Raw genomic sequence first — 15,463 nt, forward strand, 5'->3', positions numbered from 1 at the left:
CAAGTCACGACTTCCCCAACCGTTTATAGCCAACGCTTGGAGCCGAATAATTATGACATTTTCAGACGATTGTCTTGACGGACGATCGCAACTCTTAACGCAATCTCGCGCTAAGAGTTCTATTCGCTGGACAAGCTTAGCTCGCTACGTGCGATCGCCAGCAATTCTCGCCAACCTTCCCAAACCTGAGTTTCTTATTGGGGAGAAAGTTTCTGACCACTGGGTTGACGAGTTCGACAAAGATCGCGTCGAATTTGGTGAAGTCGTGGGTATCTGCTGGCATCCCCGTCAGGAGACCTGGGCTTATCTTATTGACTGGTACAAGGGACAAGACCCGGATTTCCCGTACCCCTGTTTTGACGGACACCTGGTAATTGGTGGCGATTTGAGGAGGTCAAATGACTAAACCCGCTATCAGTTTCCGTCGCATAGACCAACTCAAAACAGTCGCATTTGACCTCGGCTTCACCAACTCTGACGCCCGCCTTTTCGGCAAACTCAGTAAGACCGACACCTGGCAAAAACTGTTAAGAGCGCACGGTATTAACGGTGACTCCTACCTTGCCACAATCAATAACTGTTCGAGTATTGAACCTGTAGACATTTGCGTCAACAGCGCTGTTGACAGTCATAAACCTATTAACTTCCTAGAGTGGGTTGATTTTTCTCAACTCATCGCATTGACCTTTGCATCAGTCGGACTGTTTGTGTTGCTGACTTCCGTGTGGCAATACAATCCCCTTAAATTCCTACCATCCCCTATCCGCATCACCATTCAAATAGGACAAAAATAATGAGCTTACAACTGCGACTTTTTGGCGGCGACAAAACTGCTGCTGGGAACTTAGCTGCTACCAATGAAGGCGGCCATGCGATCGACAAATCCAAAGTCTTACAACCAACCGCCCCTGGTGTCATCACCCCGCTCAATCCAGGCAAGTTTTCCAGCATCCGTTCTGTACCCGTTGTACCTAGCCCGCGCTACTTTTCAAGGGAAGAAGCAGACGCAGCTAAAGAACTTGCAAAAGAAAAAGTTGAGGGCGCTCGGCATACCAAGCGGGGCTACAAAGCTTTAACTCAAATCGAAGAAGCCGATGCAACAGTGCATAAGCTCCACCGGAAATACGAGGGGGCGGTTGCTGAGAACGAACTCAAAAAAGTCGGTGGCAATGCCAGTTTGGCGAAAAAGCTGCACGGGTTGCGCCCGGGTTACGCCCGCCTTGGGTTGGGTATCGACAAAGCTGATAGTGACGCCCGCATTCGCATTGATGCCATCACAGCTAAGCTGACGGGGGCGAACTGATGACTCATCAACTATGGGGCTTTGTGCGACCTCGCTATGACCATATAAATGTGTGGCGGGTAATTGAAGTCGATGCCACTCGAAACGAAATCACCGCAGAGAGGCGACCTCGCAGGCTTGGCGAAAATTGCCCGCGCTGCACTGCTTCCTCCGACTTCTTTGTTTCCTTGGAAGAGGAGAAAGACTAATGAGAGCGATGTCCTTGGCAAATTACTTTGTTGCCGGGTGCATCGCTTCCTCCTTTCTGGGATGGGTAGCGAGTTTGCATCCGATGGCATTTAGAGCGATCGCTTTTTTACTAGCAGCAATCGCAGTCGCTTGGGTCATGTGTTGGTTGCTGGATTACTCCCTGAGCCAACTGCTAAAGATTTCAGTCACCCAGTTGCAGGCACTTTTGGTTAGCAGTTTGGCTGTGTTGCTGATTGGTTTGGGGGTGTTTGTATGCACCTAAAAATGTTTGTTTTGAGCGCGTCAGCCGTGGCGCTGTGGCTGGCTCCTTTGAGCGCGCTGGATAAAAAAGTAAGCTGGCACAAAGCAGTCCAAGGCGTGAGTTTGTGTGCGGGAATTGCCTGTGCTATGAAGGCTGGTAGTATCGCTCGCAAACTGTCTGAGCAAGGTGAAATTGAGGTGATTAAGGAGCGGGCAATCACCGCTGATGTTATGGATGAAATTTCAACCTCGGTTTATGTCAGTCAGCAGCAGCGACAGCAGGAAGCGGAACAAATCCTGAACGGTTCCGAACGTTCTGAGGAAGTCGAACGCCTAGAAAGAGCGCTAGCACTGACTTGTAGTGATTCAGAACCTACAGAACGTTCGGAACAATCCCAGTTAACCGAGGCAGAACTGGAACTCGCAGAACGCATCATGCAACTCAAGGCCCGTGGCTATGGCAAAGCCAAAATCATTCTTGAGTTGTGGGGCGTGTCGAAGGGTGGCAGTCCCAAATACAAGGCTGCTGAGGCTGAGTATAAACGCTTAGTCGGTGAGGGTTAACACTCGATTTTTAGCGGTCATTTTTAGAGGCTGTTTTGAGGTTACAAGTGTCACAACGATCCTTAAGTTTCCCGAGATCGCAGCGTACCTTTGGAAGCCTCTCTGGATGGGTGTTTCAGGTGTTGTCAGTTGTCAAGGAACATTTAAATGTTCCGTGATCGCAGGTAACACCTCTAGCACCCTGTTTTTAGACACATCAGATGGCGGTTTGCCGCTAAAATCAAACGATGGACTTTAACGAAAGTAAAGAACAAATCAGGCAGTATTGGGCTTGTCGCGTTAAGGGCGAGTCCTTGGCAGAAGTGTGGGCAAACCAACGGAAATGCTCATTCAAAAATCCAGAGTTTTGGAAAGTAATTTCTTGGGCGCTCAGAAAACTTGTTTTTGCTTCTTTCGGCGTGAAGCTAAGTCTTGCATACACTTTTGCCGATATTGTTCATCGAGCGAGAACCGGAACACTCGAAGAAATTTTTGCCAAACTTGCAGCGCTAGCACCAAATGTAGAGATGCTGTGTTGCGAACTCTACAGAGGCTCGTCCAAGGGTTTTGTGCCGCTTCCCGATGTTGAAGTAGGTGGCTGTGCTCGCAACGACAGCCTAATCGCACCCGCAATCTAAGCGCGCGGGGCGGTCTCTCCTATGCCTTCTTGAATTTTCCAAAAACTATAAACGCCAAAAACCGCTGCTTTCAATTGAGACCTGACCGCAACGGCTTTTGGATTCACACTCACCAGGCGGTGAGCCGTAAACTCGTGAATACATCATACCCCACTGGGGAAAATTCTGCATTTCCAAAATTTAATCCTTGCATCCGCAAGCACCTGACTGAATGGGTTGAAGGCTCAGCCGTATCAGAAGCGATCGCCTCTCTCAACATCGAATCGCTGACCGTCAAAGAACTCAACGAGCGTATCCGACCCAAGGAACCTATCAAAACCGGGGGATGGGCTTGTCGTGGCGTTAACTGGCGGACAGGTACGCGGATGGGGAATCGCTACGGTCAATGCAAACCAGACAGACCGCACCAGCCCGAAGGCTCTAAGCCGCGCAAATACCTCACAGGTAGTGGTATGGAGCCTGACGCAATCTTCCTGGCGATGCCAGATAAAGATTATTGGTCAAAAGTTCATGCCGACAAGTCTATCCCGCGCCACTGGACAGAGGGAGTTAAAAAAGCCGGGGCTGGATTGAGCCTCTGTCTAGCCGTCATTGCTTTAACAGGGGTATGGAACTGGGGTAAGGATGGGGAGCTAGCACCCTTCGTGAAAGAGTGGGCTGAACCCGGAACCGTCCACTACATAGACTTTGACTCCGACTATGCGGCCAACCCATCTTGCCGTGCAGCCATTTTGAAGTTTGGCAGCTTGTTGGCTGAGCGCGGGTGTGAGGTACGCATCACTGTTTGGGATACCCAATTCAAAGGGATGGATGATTTCATCAAGGCTAATGGCGGTGAGGCATTTAAGGAGGCCTCTGCGAGCGCGCCAACTCTAGCCAAGTGGGAAAAACAGCTTAAGAAAGGCGATCGCAAAAATGACACTTCAACTCCTAATATTTCTTTAACTCCTCACCCGCGCACGCGAGAAGATGTAGTATGCCAGAAGTATGACAGTAGTGAAAACGACTACATACCAGACACCGCGCCAACTGCACTGCAAAACTTCGTACAGAAGGCAGAGGCTGCACTTTACTCAGACGGTCATTGGAAATCTATTGGAGGTCAGCTTTATCGCTATGTCGGCAGTCACTACGAACTGCAATCAGAACCCGAGGAAAAGCGTCGTATCGGTGACTGGCTCAATACCTACGCGGAAAAGGTAAAGGGTGTTTGGGTCAACAACCGAGCCAAGTCTAGTAACGTCGCTGAGGTTTTCAATTGGGTTGTGAATCGGAATGCGGTCGACCCAAACACCATCAATCCTGACGGTTTGAACTGTTCTAACGGGGTAGTGAGGATTAATCCAGATGGCTCTCACTCGCTTGTGTCACATGACCCTAACCAGGTCTATACCTACGTTGGGAGTAAGTATGACCCTGATGTTGATAGCGCTGATTGCGATCGCCTGTTGGAGTGTCTTGAGCCGGCACAGCGCGAGATATTCCTGCGGACTGCTGCTGCTCCGTTGAATTTGAAACTGGTGCGGTCAAAGCTGACTGGCAAGGGAGTCAAAGGTTTGTTGTGTTACGGCGAAGGGTCTAACGGCAAGGATACGCTGCGAGCTGTGTTGAGCGTTGTCTTTGGCCAGGGGATGACCGGGAAGTCGCTATCAGATTTCAAGTCCTACGACGGCGGGCGGAAATTTGCGCTGGCAACTATTGAGGGCGCAGTCTGCAACTGGGCTTCTGAGAACGCGCCAAACGTCAGTCTCGACACAATACAAAGCCTCAAGCAGTTTATTACTGGCGACCCGATAGAAATTGAGCGCAAGGGTAAAGACAGCTACGAGTACAAGCCAACGGCCATCTTTTTAGCCAACTGCAACAAACTACCGTCTATCACCGGGGGGACGGCTGCTATTGATGACCGTTACGGCATTCTGAGCTTTAAGAAAACTTACAAGCGCGGCGCTGTGGCGTCTCAGGGAGAGTTAGAAGCTGACCCGCGTTTTAAGGATGACCCAGACTTTATTCTGGAGCGGATTGCGCCGGCGATGCTCAACAAGATGTTGGAACGGATGCCGCTGCTGTTGGCTGAGGGTATTGACTACAAGGCAACCCGTGAGGCGATGCGGGAAGCTCAGGAGGAAAGTCGGCACTTGTGGCAGTTTGCCCGCGAGGTTGGGCTTGAATACGACCCGTCAGGTAAGGTCTACATTGGCGACCTCTATAAAATTTTGGAGGGCTGGTATTTAGAAAACGGGTGGCTGACCGTCGATGACTCTGGCAAAGCATCTAAGAAATCGTGGGAGGGCGAATCTACTTATGACAAGCCGGTCAAGAAGTCTCAAGACTTGTATGTGCGCTTGAAGGAGTTATTTCCCAAGATTGAGCGACGGGTTGATACTCAAGAGCGTTACGGTAACAAATTCATTTCTGGCTTGAAGTTTGCAAATCCTGAGCAAAGTGTAAATTCATCGCAAGTATCGCAAGGTTCTTGCGTAGAGCGGGTTTCATCGCAAGTGTCAAGTCAAGGGACTTGCGATGACACTTGCGATGAAAAGCTTACCCAGAGCCAACCTTGCTATCCTTGCGATGACACTTGCGATGAAAAGCTTACCCAGAGCCAACCTTGCTATCCTTGCGATGACACTTGCGATGAAAAGCTTACCCAGAGCCAACCTTGCTATCCTTGCGATGAATCTTCACTTTTTACAGAATTTTTGCAATGGTTCTCAAAACAGCCACAAAGCGAGCGTGAGAATATGGTAAAAATACTCAATCAACTTCAAGCTCAGCCGGAACAGTCAGATACACCGCCCCGCCCTAGGAGTGTACCTGCCAAGAAAGGTCTTCGAGTACGCTACGTCGGGTCAGAGTGCGCCGAACAATACGCGGGTCTAGAGTTGGTGGTGGATTCGATTAATAAGTACAAAGAAATTACTTGTCTAAAACCTGACGGGAGGCTTACCACATGGCTTAAACCAGAGGATTTGGAACACATCGTTGATTAGGAAGAGTGATTAGCTGACAGCTCAATTCTGATATGAAGGTAGTTTTGATGAATGATTCTGAAATGGCAAGTTTAGTCGAGGATGGGGTAACTCTGACAGAAATGGCAGAACTCATTCTTAAATTATCTGAAGAAGAACAGCGAAAGGTAGCAGAGGTTTTAGGCATTCCATTTCCCTTTAAGGTTTTTCAGGTCGGTGATAGGGTCGCCGGTAGTAATCCAAGTGAAGAGTCTTACTACTGGCACGGTTGCATTGTGAAGATTGTAAGCAGTAACCGCTGTATGGTGGATTGGGAAGAGCGAGCGGGGATGAAGAGTGGACGGATACTCTTTGCTCTGTTGTGTAACCTGCGGAAAATCTAGCTACCGTCCACGGCCGTCACTGAATTACTACCCCCCTTAATTGGGGGATTTTCATGTCTACAAATTCCGTAGACAGTTTGTTGACACTGTAGACAAAATGAGTTATTGTAGACAAATCTTGTTTACAGGTGTCTACAATGAGTCAAAGTCAAGTCGTATCGTTCAGAGCATCCGGTCACTTCCTCAACTGGATAGAAGCTCAGAGGCTAGATGGTGAGTCGGTAAGTCAAGCTGCACAACGGATACTTAAGGAAGTCTCAGTCACGTCTACACCGCTGTCTACAGTGTCTGCACCCATCGACACCAACGCACTGTCTACACCGTCTACTGTTTTGTCTACACGAAGCAATGATAGCGTCGTGTCTACAGATATTGTAGACATTGTAGACAAGGCTGTAAGTTCAAGTCTTGACCCCGTGATGGAGCGTATGGCCGCCATTGAGGAACGGCTGGGAAAATTGAGTGCCTGAGTGATGGCAACGATGAATCGCTCAGGCAGGAATTGAAAGCGGCCAACAAGCAACTTGCAGAATGGGATGCAGAACTCAATCAGTTACACGAGCGCAATGGCGATTTGGTACTGAAGGTTCAGATGCTGGAGCAAGAACTCAAGGAAGTGCGACGCGATCGCGAGGCAAATAAAAACTCAGCGCAGACCGTGGCAGAATTCCCAGAGCCGGCCGACTTACTCAACCAAGTCAAGGCACGGCGTAAAAAGTCGAGGGCTAACTTGGCAGATATGCAAACTGTGCTGGAAATACTGGGAGACGTGGATAACTTGGACTGATCACAAATCTAGGGCGTCTCAAAATTGGATACAACTTTGTATCCAATTTGTATCCAATTTAGGGTCAACAAGGGCAATCAGTAGTCAATTTGTATCCAATTTGTATCCAATTCTAGTCAACCCAACTTTTGATTCAGCCGTATTTTCGCCAATAAAAAGCCTCAAACCCTTGATTTCTCGTTGATTTGAGGTTCATATCTCTGAAAGCGGGCAGCGGGAATCGAACCCGCATAGTTAGCTTGGAAGGCTAAAGTTTTACCACTAAACTATGCCCGCACACAGAACATAAACATACCACAAGCTTCTGGAAATTGCAATAGGCCTGTGCAAAATTTCTCAATATCTCCCTGAAAGTGGCGGAATCGGGACTTGGGGCCCGATCGCCCGATTTGACCCCAAAAATCCCCCTCTCCGACGCTGGGTAAGGCTTTACGGATGAAAATAATCGTAGATTTGCTGCGCCAGACGCGGGCCAATCCCAGAAACTTCAGCCAACTGTTCGGGAGTCGCTAAACGCAGGTAGTCGATCGACCGAAAATGTGCTAACAATTGTTTTTGTCGGTGGTGTCCCAATCCGGGAATTTCATCTAAGCGCGATCGCTTCATTCTCTCGCTTCTTCGATCCCGGTGAAAACTCACAGCAAACCTGTGCGCCTCATCCCGCACCCGCCGCAATAATTGTACGCCCGGTTGCTCAGAATTAGTTGGCAGCGGCAAAGATTCCCCCGGCAAAAATATCTCCTCTCGCTGCTTCGCCAAACTGACAACGCGCAACTCATCTAGCAAATTCATCTCCCGCAAAACAGCCACAACTGCTGACAGTTGACCTTTGCCGCCATCTATCATAATCAAGTCCGGTTTGTCAGAAATAGTATGAGAAACAGAAGAAAAACTACTGATTTCTTCCGGTTCTCCTAAATTACTCAATTCATCTTCCTTTCTTTTATCCGTTAAATCCGCTACAAAATCCGTTTCCGAACTTGCTTCTTCCTTCTTGTCTCGGAATCTGCGACCAATAACTTCTGCTAAACTAGCAAAATCATCAGAATGACCCGATTTAATTTCAGGATTCTTGATTTTGTAGTGGCGGTAGTGTTGATTCGCCGGCAAACCGTCGATAAATACGACGCGGGAAGCTACCGCGTCCGAACCTTGAATGTGAGAAATATCGTAACCTTCTATGCGGTGCGGAACTTCTGGCAAATCTAGAATTTCGGCTAAATCTTCCATTGCTTGAGAATTGCGATCGCTCAATCTTTGCATTCTCGCCAATTCATACTCAGCGTTGCGTTCCACCATCTCAATCAACTCAGCCTTAGTTTGCCGCTGCGGCGTCAAAATTGTAACTTTTCGCCCCTTGCGGTTGCTCAACCAATCTGCTAATATTTCCCCTTCGGGCAATTCGTACTGCACTAAAATTTCGCTGGGAATTTCTACGGATTCGACATTTTGATAGTGTTCCTCCAAAACCCGCTGCAAAATCGCTCCGGCCTCTACCCCCCCTCGTTCCTCCCCTTGCCAAGGGGGGGAGGAAAGAGAAAGTTGAGATAATTCTTGCTCCCCATTTTGCAAAGATTTAGATAATTCTTGCTCCCCATTTTGCAAAGATTGAGATAATTCTTGCCCCCCCTTGGTAAGGGAGGGTTGGGGGGGTATCTCCGCCATGAATCCCAATCTGCCGACTAATTGACCGGCACGAATTTGGAACAATTGAACGCAAGCGTGCTGACTATCGGCCGCAAGTGCGATCGCATCCCTAGAAACCGTATCGTCGGGCAAAGAGACTTTTTGACCCGCGCTCAAAGACTGCAAACCCTTAATTTGATCGCGAATCCGCGCCGCAGTTTCAAAGTTCAAATCTTCGGCCGCTTGTTCCATTTGCGGCTCCAGCAAGTCGATCAATTCCTGAGTCCTTCCCTGAAAAATCATCGCTACTTTTTGCATCATTTTTCGGTATTCCTCCGGCGAAGTTAACCCCTGACAAACGCCGAGGCAGCGGCCGATGTCGTAGTTCAAGCAGGGACGGTCTTTAAACAGCGGTTGAGGGCGCTGCCGCAGGGGGAAAATCCGCTTAATTAAATGCAGCGTACTCCGCAGCGCCCCTGTATCCACGTAGGGGCCGTAGTAGCGGTCTTTTGCATTACCTGCCCGGCGTTTGCGGGTGATGAAAATGCGCGGGTATTCTTCCGACCAAGTTATGCACAAATAAGGATATTTTTTATCATCCTTGAGGAGGACATTAAAGTAAGGTTGGTGCTGCTTTACGAGGTTTGCTTCTAAGGCCAAAGCTTCCGCTTCTGTGTCGGTGGCGATGAATTCGATTTCGCGCACTTGCTGCACCATCATCGCGATGCGGGGACTGAGGTTTTGGCTTTCGCGGAAGTAGGAACGGACGCGGTTTCGCAGTCTTTTTGATTTGCCGATGTAAAGGATGCGATCGCTCTCGTCTCGCATTAAGTATACACCAGGAACTGCCGGAATTTCTTTGAGGCGGCTTTCTAGGCGTTCTGCATCTTTAACCAGCGGCAGCGTTTTTGTGGACGGCATATAAATTTGAGATTTTATGACTTATATCTACCATTGTAACGCTGTTATCCAAGTCAAGGGAATGACTCACAAATAACAAGCAGATAACGGTTCGATCGTTCGGACTTTAGTCCTCTGATATTATGCGGACTAAAGTCCTCATTACGAACATATTACTGTTGTTAGTGATGAGTTTAGTCCTCTGATTTGATGCGGACTGAAGTCCTCATTACGAACATATTACTGTTTTTAGTGATGAGTTTAGTCCTCTGATTGGATGCGGACTAAAGTCCTCACTACAAACCTATAATGTCTGATTGGATGCGGACTAAAGTCCTCACTACAAACCTATAATGACGTAAGTTCAGTTTACAATATCTGAGATAGAAACTTGCGCGTGCGTTCTTCCTTCGGGTTCTGAAAAAACTCTTCCGGCCCGGCTTCTTCAACTAAAACGCCGCCGTCCATCAACACAATGCGATCGGCAACTTCGCGCGCAAACCCGACTTCGTGAGTCACCACTACCATTGTAATTCCTGTTTTAGCTAAATTTCGCATGACATCTAAAACTTCCCGCACCATCTCCGGGTCTAATGCTGATGTCGGTTCGTCAAATAGCATGATTTTAGGCTGCATTGCTAGAGAACGTGCTATAGCAACTCGCTGCTGCTGTCCCCCAGATAACTGTCCGGGATATTTTTGGGCTTGGGACAAAATTCCCACTCTTTCTAACAGTTGCATCGCCACTTCTTCGGCTTTTTTCTTGGGCCAGCGGCGCACCCATACGGGCGCTAGCATGACGTTTTGCAAGACTGATAGGTGGGGAAATAGGTTAAATTGCTGAAACACCATTCCTACTTCTTGGCGAATTTTCTCGATGTTGCGCAAATCGTGGGAAAGTTCGATTCCGTCGATCGTGATTTTACCTTGCTGATATGCCTCTAAAGCGTTGAAAGTGCGAATAAACGTGGATTTTCCCGAGCCGGAAGGGCCCATCACGACTACGACTTCACCCCGGTTGACGTTCATGCTGACGCCTCGCAGTACGTGAAATTGTCCGTACCATTTGTGGACGTTTTCTGCGACGATTACTGTTTCTGGAACTGTTAGTGTATCTTGCATAGTGTTGTCCTTTAAATAATGACGGGTAATTATTGCCTGATGACTGTTGACTACTTCAGCGGAGGGGGGGTTTATATATATTTGGGTTGGGAGGGGGCGGGTTTATATATATTTGGGTTGCGAGTTCTATTTTGTTGGTGAACCCGCCCCTACAGACTGCGGACTAATTACTTTTTTCTAGACTTCGCTCTATTTTGCGGCTGGCGAGGGACATTGAGTAGCAAAATACCCAATAAATGATGCCGACAAATATGTAAACTTCGGCGTATCTGCCGATGTAGGATGGATTTGCTAAAACGGCGCGGGATATTCCGATTAATTCTAACATTCCGAATAGGGAGAGCAGGGATGTATCCATGAATAATCCGATGAATTGACCGCCGATCGCCGGAATGACTGTTCGCAGTGCTTGAGGTAGTACAATCAGAATTGTGAGTAAGGGTGTGTTTAGCCCGATCGCTCTTGCCGCTTCTATTTGTCCCCTCGGTACGGCCTGCAAGCCTCCGCGCACGTTTTCGGCCAAGTATGCCGCACTGAATAATGTTAATCCGGCGATCGCCCGAATCACTCTATCTAATTTGGGATATTCGGGCGGCAAGAATAATTGCAGCATCACTTGACCTAAAAACAAAATGCCAATTAATGGCAAACCGCGAACAATTTCAATGTACAATGTTGAAAGCAATTTGACGACTGGTAAAGAACTTTGTCGGCCGAGGGCGAGCAATACTCCCAGAGGAAACGAAAGCACAATGCTAATAATTGCTAAAAATAGCGTCAGCACTAAACCGCCCCAGTCATTTGTCGAGACTTCTGTCAAACCTAACCCGCCTTTAATTAGCCACAGAATCAGCGGGAAGGAAAGAGCCCAAAATCCGGGTATCCAGCCCATGATTTTTGGGTTTATTTGTCTGGCGGCGGCATAGCTGGCGGTGGCTGCGATAATAATTCCTAAGAGGTAGAAGCGAGAGGTAAGGTCGATCGGCGAAATGACTGCACCAACAACCGCAGCACCGAGTAAAATCAGTGTAGGCGGATTCCAAAGACGTTCTTCCCGCTGAACGTTTCCCCACGTTAAACCGCCCAACAAAGCAATTATTCCGGCTACTATCCACAGCCGCCAGTAGGATTCGCTGGGAAATCTGCCCGCGAAAAATAGCGGCAAGTTGGCTTCTAACACGCGCCATTTAGCTTTTGTTGTGGCCCAAACGATAATTCCTTTAACAGTTTGGAAGGCGACAATCAGGCAAATTACTGTCAGAATGCTGTTGTACCAGGTACTGAATAGGTTTTTGCGCGCCCAATTCCAAGGGGTGGGCGATTCGGTGGCTGGGGGCGGCAGTACGGGGTGAGTTTCCATATTTTAGATTTTAGATTTTAGATTTTAGAATTCAGGTTTAGTTATTAGTCATTAGTCATAAGTCATTAGTCATTAGTCTTCAGTCTTGGGCCAATTACTTCACAAGGCGCAAGGCATTAGTCATTGAGCATTCTTCATAATTAAATAATTAAATAAAAGTTTTGAATTCAAGAATTTTCCTTGTTTGTCAATTCCACAAAAAACTCCTTTTGACTGATGAGTAATAACGTTCGCGAGCGGGCAAGATGACAACAGTCAACAGTCAACAGTCAACAGTCAACAGTCAACAGTCAACTGTCAACTGTCAACTATCCACTGTCAACAGTCAACTGTCAACTGTCAACTGTTGTTTACCTTTCCTTGAGTTGTACGGTGTGATTGTACCAATTCATAAACAGAGAAACTATTAAACTAATTGTTAGGTATGTTACCATGATAATTAACATTGCCTCGATCGCACGACCGGTCTGATTCAACGTCGGAGAGCCCACCACAAAGTAAACGTCGGGATAAGCCACCGCCACCGCTAAACTCGAATTCTTAGCTAAATTCAGATACTGACTGGTTAAAGGCGGCACAATCACCCGCAAAGCTTGCGGCAAAATTACCAGCCGCATCATTGTTCCAGACTTCAGTCCCAAAGATTTTCCCGCTTCCCACTGGCCTCGCGATACTGACTGAATTCCGGCGCGGACAATTTCTGCAATGTAACTGCCAGTATACAAGCTGAGTCCTGTTACCAGGGCGGCAAATTCTGGAGTTAGTTTTAATCCTCCTTCGAGTTGCAATGCTGGTGTCAGGCGGGGAAAATCGAGGCGAAAAGGCAGATTTTTGGTGATAATGAAAGCCAAGATTGCACTCAGCCCGATCGCACCTGTCGCCCAAAACAACTGTCTTCCCGGCTTCGCTTCTTCCAGCATCACCCGCGCCCGCCACATCCACAGTCCCGCCGCCGCCAAAACTCCCACAGTTAGCAAAATCAACCAAATCTCAAAACCTGGCAAAGGCGCCGGCCAAGGTACAGCAATACCGCGATTTGTCAAGTAAATTGGGCCGCGTAACTGTGGGTTGTCTTCCAGTTTGGGCATGGAAATGAACACTGCAAAATACCAGAAAAATAATTGCAGCAATAACGGCGTATTTCGCAGAATTTCTACATACAATGCAGCCAAATTTCGCAGCAGCCAATTGTCGGAAAGGCGCGCAATTCCTACAGTCAAACCCGCAATTGTTGCGAAAATCAGCCCGAGTCCCATTACCCGCAGCGAGTTGATTAAACCGACAAAATAAGCTTGTCTGTAACTGTTTTCTGGACTGTAGGGAATCACGCTTTCGCCGATGTCGAAGGATGCTTGGGAATTGAGAAAGTCAAATCCAAATGCAATCCCCAGTTGCGCGTAATTGGCGCTGAGGTTGTCCCAGAGAATGGCGATGACTATTATTACTAAAATTACGGCGATCGCCTGTACGACTATTTTCCAATAGCGAGCGTCCCGCAGCAGTTTAATCAGCAGTTTAATCAGCAGTCGTTCAATCATTGGTTATTAGTCAGTTGGCAGTTGGTAGTTGGTAGTTGGTAGTTACCAGTCAATAGTCAACAGCTAACAGTCCAATAACTAATGACTAATGACTACTGACTAATGACTACTGACTAAAAAAAATTAACGGAACGGCGGCGAGTACAGCAAACCGCCATCTTTCCAGAGTTTGTTTTGACCTCGGTCTAACTTAAGTGTACTTTTCGGGCCGAGGTTGCGATCGTACATTTCCCCGTAATTTCCCACTTTCTTAACAATGCGAAGAGCGTAATCGTTCGGCAGTCCCAAACCTTTACCTAAATCTCCTTCTTTTCCTAGCAAACGTTTGACGTTCGGGTCTGTAGTGCTGGCGACAGTTTGGTCTACATTGCCAGAATTAATTCCCAAATCTTCAGCTTCAATCGCCGCAAAAACGATCCATCTCACCGCATCCGACCATTTAGGATCGCCGCTTTTCACCGCTGGGGCTAGCGGTTCTTTTGACATTACGATCGGCAAAACAACATTATTCTCGGGAGTCGGCAGAGTTGTGCGCTTCGACACGAGTTGCGATCGATCGGCAGTAACACCTTGACAGCGACCTTCTTGATACGTCGCAAAGGTAGCATTCACATCTTCAAATACCACAGGAGTGTATTTAACTCCTAATTTTCGCATTTGGTCGGACAAATTTTGTTCGGTGCTCGTACCTGTCTGCACGCAGATCGATTTGCCCGCAAAATCTTTTAAACTTTTGATGCCGCTGTCTTTTTTGACCATGATGCTTTGAGAGTCATAAAAGATCACCGGGGCAAATTCCAGTCCCGTTGTGCTGTCGCGGCTTGCCGTGTAGGTAGTATTTCGGCTGAGAATGTCGATTTCTCCGGCCTGCAAAACTGTAAATCTATCTTTGGCGTTGAGCTTTCGGTACTCGACTTTTTCGGGATCGTCAAATATTGCCGCCGCCACAGCCCTGCACACATCTACATCGAGCCCGGAGTATTTGCCTTTTTCGTCTACAAAGCTAAAACCCGGCAGTTCCCCGCTGACGCCGCAAATCAGTTTGCCGCGGCTGACAATTGTATCTATGCGGCTCGGGCCTTGTTGCGATTTGCCTTCTGTAGTATTTGTGGCTGGTGTTTGGCCCACTTGTGCCGATCGATCCCTACAAGATGCCAGCGGTGTCACAAACAACACACTTGCCAGCAACATCCATCCCCATTTACGCATACATTTTAGTAGAACGCTTTCTCAACGATCGTAACTTGTAGCTGTCGAGAACTGTTGCGATCGGCAATCTAGAACACCCTGTGGCTTCAAATTAACTATTCTCAACCCGGTGCTGCACCCTGACAAGTGTATTATCGGTTCACCGCCTATTGTTTTTTGCCCGTGACGAGCGATCGACCTTTCCTGCGATATTGAGCGTCCAATTTTCATTTAATCCATTCAGAACCGCTCTGGTGCTAGGCGCTGCTCAGCTAAATCGCGGATTAGCGACAGCCGAGACTCGATGTACTCGTTCAACAAATCTGTTTCCTTGCCATTGAGCGCAGAGTTCATCTTCAACTGCTTCAGCAGCCACTGTACCAGGGTGGCATCGTCCAAAGTAACTAACACAGTGGCTTGGGTGGTCTCAATTAACGACCAGAGTTGACGTAACATGACTGGAGTCATAAAACCTCCTTGAGCGTAAATACGCACTTAATGGGCGGGCTGGGCGATCGGTTGGTCTTAGTCTTTCAAGCCGATAGACGAAAAACACTCTCACAGTCATCGGCTTAATGATTATTTTATATTTGACCACAATAACTTAATATAATAGTGTCAAAAGCTACAACACACAAGATGTTATAAGAGTTTCCAATCTCGTCACATTGAGA

Annotated in this window: 16 protein-coding genes and 1 tRNA gene; 10 read left to right on the forward strand and 7 right to left on the reverse strand. The window is 47.8% G+C overall.

Going from position 1 to position 15,463, the window contains the following annotated elements:
* Positions 1–52: 52 nt before the first annotated feature.
* The 10 genes from QUB63_RS02235 (at position 53) to QUB63_RS02280 (ending at position 7,055) form a co-directional block, all read left to right on the forward strand.
* Positions 53–406: a hypothetical protein gene (locus tag QUB63_RS02235; protein ID WP_332943140.1), complete on the forward strand. Its 354-nt coding sequence runs from the start codon at positions 53–55 to the stop codon at positions 404–406.
* Complete coding sequence (locus tag QUB63_RS02240) at positions 399–794, forward strand: hypothetical protein (RefSeq protein ID WP_332943142.1); 396 nt, start codon at positions 399–401, stop codon at positions 792–794. Before QUB63_RS02235 ends, QUB63_RS02240 begins: the two co-directional genes overlap by 8 nt.
* On the forward strand, positions 794–1,303 hold the full coding sequence (locus QUB63_RS02245; RefSeq protein ID WP_332943143.1) for a hypothetical protein: 510 nt from the start codon (positions 794–796) through the stop codon (positions 1,301–1,303). The genes QUB63_RS02240 and QUB63_RS02245 overlap by 1 nt, the downstream gene beginning before the upstream one ends.
* Before the next feature lie 187 nt (positions 1,304–1,490).
* Positions 1,491–1,754, forward strand: a complete 264-nt coding sequence (locus tag QUB63_RS02250) for a hypothetical protein (RefSeq protein ID WP_332943144.1) — start codon at positions 1,491–1,493, stop codon at positions 1,752–1,754.
* Positions 1,745–2,296: a hypothetical protein gene (locus QUB63_RS02255; RefSeq protein ID WP_332943145.1), complete on the forward strand. Its 552-nt coding sequence runs from the start codon at positions 1,745–1,747 to the stop codon at positions 2,294–2,296. The genes QUB63_RS02250 and QUB63_RS02255 overlap by 10 nt, the downstream gene beginning before the upstream one ends.
* A 227-nt stretch (positions 2,297–2,523) precedes the next feature.
* Positions 2,524–2,913 carry a hypothetical protein gene (locus QUB63_RS02260; RefSeq protein ID WP_332943146.1) on the forward strand — a complete coding sequence of 130 codons (390 nt, stop codon included), beginning with the start codon at positions 2,524–2,526 and terminating at the stop codon, positions 2,911–2,913.
* 134 nt (positions 2,914–3,047) lie between these two features.
* A complete protein-coding gene (locus tag QUB63_RS02265; protein WP_332943147.1) occupies positions 3,048–5,906 on the forward strand; it encodes a DUF3854 domain-containing protein in 2,859 nt (952 codons plus the stop codon).
* A gap of 47 nt (positions 5,907–5,953) precedes the next feature.
* Positions 5,954–6,268, forward strand: coding sequence for a hypothetical protein (locus tag QUB63_RS02270; protein ID WP_332943148.1), 315 nt, complete (start codon positions 5,954–5,956; stop codon positions 6,266–6,268).
* A 137-nt stretch (positions 6,269–6,405) separates the two neighbouring features.
* Entirely contained in the window at positions 6,406–6,738 is a 333-nt protein-coding gene (locus QUB63_RS02275; RefSeq protein ID WP_332943149.1) for a hypothetical protein, read from the forward strand.
* Positions 6,739–6,770: 32 nt separating this feature from the next.
* A complete protein-coding gene (locus tag QUB63_RS02280) occupies positions 6,771–7,055 on the forward strand; it encodes a flagellar alpha dynein (protein ID WP_332943150.1) in 285 nt (94 codons plus the stop codon).
* A gap of 205 nt (positions 7,056–7,260) precedes the next feature.
* On the opposite strand, the gene QUB63_RS02285 is transcribed toward QUB63_RS02280, so the two are convergent.
* The 7 genes from QUB63_RS02285 to QUB63_RS02315 all read right to left on the reverse strand — a co-directional run bounded on the left by QUB63_RS02285 (position 7,261) and on the right by QUB63_RS02315 (position 15,257).
* A tRNA-Gly gene (locus QUB63_RS02285) sits at positions 7,261–7,331 on the reverse strand.
* A gap of 153 nt (positions 7,332–7,484) precedes the next feature.
* On the reverse strand, positions 7,485–9,602 hold the full coding sequence (gene uvrC, locus QUB63_RS02290; RefSeq protein WP_332943151.1) for an excinuclease ABC subunit UvrC: 2,118 nt from the start codon (positions 9,600–9,602) through the stop codon (positions 7,485–7,487).
* Positions 9,603–9,950: 348 nt separating this feature from the next.
* Complete coding sequence (locus tag QUB63_RS02295) at positions 9,951–10,703, reverse strand: amino acid ABC transporter ATP-binding protein (RefSeq protein ID WP_332943152.1); 753 nt, start codon at positions 10,701–10,703, stop codon at positions 9,951–9,953.
* 163 nt (positions 10,704–10,866) lie between these two features.
* Positions 10,867–12,063: an amino acid ABC transporter permease gene (locus QUB63_RS02300; protein ID WP_332943153.1), complete on the reverse strand. Its 1,197-nt coding sequence runs from the start codon at positions 12,061–12,063 to the stop codon at positions 10,867–10,869.
* A gap of 350 nt (positions 12,064–12,413) precedes the next feature.
* Complete coding sequence (locus QUB63_RS02305; protein ID WP_332943154.1) at positions 12,414–13,601, reverse strand: amino acid ABC transporter permease; 1,188 nt, start codon at positions 13,599–13,601, stop codon at positions 12,414–12,416.
* A 123-nt stretch (positions 13,602–13,724) separates the two neighbouring features.
* Entirely contained in the window at positions 13,725–14,810 is a 1,086-nt protein-coding gene (locus tag QUB63_RS02310) for an amino acid ABC transporter substrate-binding protein (RefSeq protein WP_332943155.1), read from the reverse strand.
* Between the two features lie 219 nt (positions 14,811–15,029).
* A complete protein-coding gene (locus tag QUB63_RS02315) occupies positions 15,030–15,257 on the reverse strand; it encodes a hypothetical protein (protein WP_332943156.1) in 228 nt (75 codons plus the stop codon).
* Between the last annotated feature and the right edge of the window lie 206 nt (positions 15,258–15,463).

Origin of the sequence: Microcoleus sp. ARI1-B5, from assembly GCF_036705795.1 — a bacterium.
Classification (GTDB): Bacteria; Cyanobacteriota; Cyanobacteriia; order Cyanobacteriales; family Microcoleaceae; genus Microcoleus.

What these genes read in the sequence shown, in the direction of transcription:
- QUB63_RS02235 (WP_332943140.1), top strand. Translation starts at nt 53, where the DNA reads ATGACATTTTCAGACGATTGTCTTGACGGACGATCGCAACTCTTAACG.
- QUB63_RS02240 (WP_332943142.1), top strand. Translation starts at nt 399, where the DNA reads ATGACTAAACCCGCTATCAGTTTCCGTCGCATAGACCAACTCAAAACA.
- QUB63_RS02245 (WP_332943143.1), top strand. Translation starts at nt 794, where the DNA reads ATGAGCTTACAACTGCGACTTTTTGGCGGCGACAAAACTGCTGCTGGG.
- QUB63_RS02250 (WP_332943144.1), top strand. Translation starts at nt 1,491, where the DNA reads ATGAGAGCGATGTCCTTGGCAAATTACTTTGTTGCCGGGTGCATCGCT.
- QUB63_RS02255 (WP_332943145.1), top strand. Translation starts at nt 1,745, where the DNA reads ATGCACCTAAAAATGTTTGTTTTGAGCGCGTCAGCCGTGGCGCTGTGG.
- QUB63_RS02260 (WP_332943146.1), top strand. Translation starts at nt 2,524, where the DNA reads ATGGACTTTAACGAAAGTAAAGAACAAATCAGGCAGTATTGGGCTTGT.
- QUB63_RS02270 (WP_332943148.1), top strand. Translation starts at nt 5,954, where the DNA reads ATGAATGATTCTGAAATGGCAAGTTTAGTCGAGGATGGGGTAACTCTG.
- QUB63_RS02275 (WP_332943149.1), top strand. Translation starts at nt 6,406, where the DNA reads ATGAGTCAAAGTCAAGTCGTATCGTTCAGAGCATCCGGTCACTTCCTC.
- uvrC (WP_332943151.1), bottom strand. Translation starts at nt 9,602, where the DNA reads ATGCCGTCCACAAAAACGCTGCCGCTGGTTAAAGATGCAGAACGCCTA.
- QUB63_RS02295 (WP_332943152.1), bottom strand. Translation starts at nt 10,703, where the DNA reads ATGCAAGATACACTAACAGTTCCAGAAACAGTAATCGTCGCAGAAAAC.
- QUB63_RS02300 (WP_332943153.1), bottom strand. Translation starts at nt 12,063, where the DNA reads ATGGAAACTCACCCCGTACTGCCGCCCCCAGCCACCGAATCGCCCACC.
- QUB63_RS02305 (WP_332943154.1), bottom strand. Translation starts at nt 13,601, where the DNA reads ATGATTGAACGACTGCTGATTAAACTGCTGATTAAACTGCTGCGGGAC.
- QUB63_RS02310 (WP_332943155.1), bottom strand. Translation starts at nt 14,810, where the DNA reads ATGCGTAAATGGGGATGGATGTTGCTGGCAAGTGTGTTGTTTGTGACA.
- QUB63_RS02315 (WP_332943156.1), bottom strand. Translation starts at nt 15,257, where the DNA reads ATGACTCCAGTCATGTTACGTCAACTCTGGTCGTTAATTGAGACCACC.